This window comes from uncultured Thiodictyon sp., from assembly GCF_903946935.1.
Classification (GTDB): Bacteria; Pseudomonadota; Gammaproteobacteria; order Chromatiales; family Chromatiaceae; genus Thiodictyon.
The window spans coordinates 1-3,602 of record NZ_CAJAXH010000028.1 but is presented as its reverse complement, the minus strand read 5'-3'; the positions used below and the strand labels follow the sequence as shown (position 1 = coordinate 3,602).

The 3,602-nt window shown below is 63.3% G+C and carries 4 protein-coding genes and 1 pseudogene; all 5 read right to left on the bottom strand.

The window, feature by feature from the left end; genetic code table 11:
* Positions 1-147: pseudogene (locus QZX93_RS03635) on the bottom strand (Uma2 family endonuclease); the annotation flags it as partial.
* Positions 148-273: 126 nt separating this feature from the next.
* Entirely contained in the window at positions 274-732 is a 459-nt protein-coding gene (locus tag QZX93_RS03630) for a type II toxin-antitoxin system PemK/MazF family toxin (protein WP_295387431.1), read from the bottom strand.
* A complete protein-coding gene (locus QZX93_RS03625) occupies positions 716-973 on the bottom strand; it encodes a type II toxin-antitoxin system Phd/YefM family antitoxin (RefSeq protein ID WP_295387427.1) in 258 nt (85 codons plus the stop codon). The genes QZX93_RS03630 and QZX93_RS03625 overlap by 17 nt, the downstream gene beginning before the upstream one ends.
* Before the next feature lie 420 nt (positions 974-1,393).
* Positions 1,394-1,957 carry a hypothetical protein gene (locus tag QZX93_RS03620; RefSeq protein WP_295387424.1) on the bottom strand — a complete coding sequence of 188 codons (564 nt, stop codon included), beginning with the start codon at positions 1,955-1,957 and terminating at the stop codon, positions 1,394-1,396.
* Positions 1,958-2,259: 302 nt separating this feature from the next.
* Complete coding sequence (locus QZX93_RS03615; protein ID WP_295387421.1) at positions 2,260-3,465, bottom strand: ParB/RepB/Spo0J family partition protein; 1,206 nt, start codon at positions 3,463-3,465, stop codon at positions 2,260-2,262.
* Between the last annotated feature and the right edge of the window lie 137 nt (positions 3,466-3,602).

The following is a 3,602-nucleotide window of genomic DNA, read 5'->3' as shown; positions in this document are numbered from 1 at the left end:
GGCGGCACCCGCGAACCGGCCAATCTCCCGCCAGGCGCCACCGTCCAGGGTGTAGGCTTCCAGGGTGTGCGCAACGGGGTCGATCAGCCAAGCGTAGGCTACTCCGAATTGCGCGTAGATCGGCATCTTGATCTCGCGGTCTATTGCATGGTGTACCCTCTTAGCGTCAAAGATAATTATACACGAGATGAACTGACAGTCAGCGTATTGGCATCAACGTAGGTTGCGGTTGCGGACGTGCGCTCATGCTATCATCACTTGAATATCTCTCCCTCACTCGGTGCGAGGTACAACACGAACGAGGCGTGCCGTGAGTGCTTGCGCTAACTTGGTTTTAACCTCTTTCAAAATGACTGCCGGCAACTCACCATAGGCCACGCTCGCCAAGTCGCCGGCGTGTGCAAAACGCAAGTCCGGACCTGGCCAAGAGAAGCGGTTGGCCTCAGCCAATACGATCCATGAACGCTCGTCGTCCAGTCCAAGGCGGCGCTTAGTCGCGTGTGGGATCTCGACGGCCAGCGCCGGATTCGCGGGCGGCGTGTGAGTGACTGGAAGAACCGTCACGATGAGGTCGCCGTTCTCGTCAGTCGTTGCCAGAATAACGGCGCAGGGGCGATCTTTCCGCCCTTCCTCTTGGCCGCGTTGCTGCTCTTCCCCCCACAGATAGGCATAACGGATCACCAAGCCCGCAACGGGTTGCGGAAACGACACCCTGTTACCCATTGACTTCATGGTCAAAGGCTGCGGCTTCGGGCGAAGGCTCAACCGCCAAGATGGCCTTTAGGTCTTCCTCGGTGTAGTCCTCCAGCTTCAACACCTGCCGGTCGCGCTTCTTCAGGCGGTGGTACTCGTCGACCGACAAAACCACAAGTCGCTCGCGCCCATTTCGCGTAACGGCAACCGGTTCGGTCAGGGCAACGTCCTGGTAGCGCCCAAAATTGCGCTGAAACTCTACTGAGCTGACGGTCATCATCGATATGCGCCTCACAATCTGTGTGTTCTGGATAATACAGAACATACGGCGGGCGGTCGAGATTCGAAGGTGATAGATGCCGCGGCACCGCGAAGGTTTCGCATGCGAAACTTTTATTATAAGTAAGTGTTTTGCGCGTCAAGTACACTCAACGCCTCCTCAAATGCCTCGCGCTCGGCCGGATCGGTAACCTCCACCCGGTTCGCGCGAAGCCAGGTTGCTGCGGCATAGACAGCCCACAGGGGGGGGTACGTTCGGTGGCCCACAATTGGAGCACCATCCCGGGGGGCGACTCCGTGCGGGCAGTCCACCCCCCCGCCGTCGCCACCGCGACCAGTTGCGCCGCGGCCTGGGTGTTCGGCGATTTGCAATGGAACCGATAGGCCGAGATAACCCGCTGGCGCGTCGTCCTGGAAAGCGTCACGCCGCACACCGCCGAAAAGGGGTTACGCGCGGGTCCGGCTGGAGCAGGGTTCGCACGGCCGCTAGCGGGGCTGGGGGATCGGCAAGGACCCGTTGGCGGCTGGTTTCCAGGGCCACGGTCAGCCGCGCGTCCAGTTCCTCAAGTGGGGTGTCGCACGCGACCCACTCCCGGGCGATAAGACTCACCACCTCCCCCCAGTATCGGAACAACGCGCGGATCAGCACATCGGTCGGCGGCTGGCCGTCCGAGCACTCAGCGAGTATGGCGACGGTGAAAGTGGCACTGGTGTGATAGCTGGCAAACAGCCCCGCGCCGGCGACGGCATCGAGGGCCAGCAGGTCAGTCATGCTGCCTTCCGGGTCCAGGGGTTGCGGCGATGTCCGACCGAGCACCGCCAGGGCCGCGCGGTGGCGTTGGTCGCTCGCCTCCCGGCGTTGCTCCTTCCGGAGCTCGGCGGGCTCGCCGGCCAACCATGCGGCCTCGTTGAGTGACGCAAGAATCCGCAGGGCCGCCTTCAAGGTGTCCTGATCAGCACGGCTCAAATAGGGAGCGACGGACATCGCTTCCAAAGGCGCTTTGACAAGCCGATAAGTGGCTTGCTCAGGCGCCTCGGTCGCGCCGGGCAATGCCTGGCGTTCTGACAGGTACTGCGCTAACTGTACGCTCGTCAGGGCCTCGTCTTCCTCTATTTGGACAAATCCCGGACAGGGGGACAGTCCGTCCTGGCGAGCGCAAGCCCAACCTCGACTGTAGGCATTGACAGTCAGTTTCATGGAGCCACCGCAGATGGGGCAAGGGGGCGTAGTCATGAGCGGTCCCTCCCGGGACATGACCCGGCGTCGCCGCCGGGCCTGATAAGGTGTTACGAACCGAGACAGCTCGCAAGATTGTCGAGGTCCACTAAATCGGTGAACGCGATCCGCAGCTCACCCGCCTCCCCGTTGCCACTCCAACCCACTGTGACTTGAAGATTCCACGTCTCGGCAATCCGCCGCTCGGCCGCGCGGCACCGCTCTTTGATGCGCTGCTCTTCGGGAAGATCCATCGGTGCGACCTTCGGCGGCTTGGGCTCGGCGGAAGCGGTGGCCGGCGCCGGGGCTAGCGCTGGCAGCGGCCGATGATCATCGTCGCGCGGACCTGGTGGGGTGGTGGGTTGCCGCACCGGCAGAGGCTCCAGGAGCGGCGGCACGTCCTCAACCGGCGTCGGCAGTTCATCCATGGGCGGTGCCACAACCACAGGGGTACGCGCCGTGAACGGAACAGCGACCGGCGGCGGCTCATCAACACTCGGCATCGCCCCGCCCTCCCCCGCTGGATCAGGGACCGACAACTCGGCGGGAGCTGTGACGGCCGCGGGTACAGGAGGCTGCACGCTGGGCGCATTCGCGAACTTGGCGCGGGCCACTTCGAGCGCCTGGCGCACCGTCGCGCGCGTCACCTTCTCGGCGTAAAGAAATTCAGCAACAGCGTTCGGGTCTAGTGCTTCCAGGTCGATCAGGAACGACAGCGTTTCCGGGTCCTGGGTGCGGTTACCGGTCACGAACACGTCGATTTGCGTGATGTGGGAAGCCAGCTTGCGCCGCAGGGACACCCAAGTCTTCTTCTTTCCCAGCAGTTCACAAACTTGCTTAGGGGTATTGCCAAGCTCGACCAGGCGGGCCACGGCAGTGGCTTCCTCGAGGATATTCAGCGGCTCGCGGTCGGCGTTCTCCAGCAACTGCACCGCCAAGCGTTGCGCGGGTGACAACTCGCGCACGATCACCAACACCTCGGCGAGCCCCGCCAGGTTGGCGGCACGCCAACGGCGCTCCCCCGCGATGAGCATGTACCGGCCGGCGTCGTGGGGATGGCGGCTGACGATCAGTGGCTGAATCACCCCGGCCACGGCCAGCGATTCAGCCAACTCGGCAATGCTCCCCTCGTCAAACGCCTTCCGGGGCTGATCCTCGTCCCGATCAATCAGGGATAACGCGACGATCACGGCCCCGGTGGTATCCGGCTCGTCGTCCGCCATCAAGTCGCGCAGACTGCGGATATCGCCCAATTCATTCGCGACCGCTTTGCTCATCCGATCCTCCGCGAGAAACCCCGCCGTTCAGGGCGGGGAGGGATAGCGGGCGACGGCAACGCCGTCGTGCCCACCTGTGAATAGCCATAGCCATCGCCGCGCTGAATGACGCGGCAGTGACGGTGGCCGATGCCTTG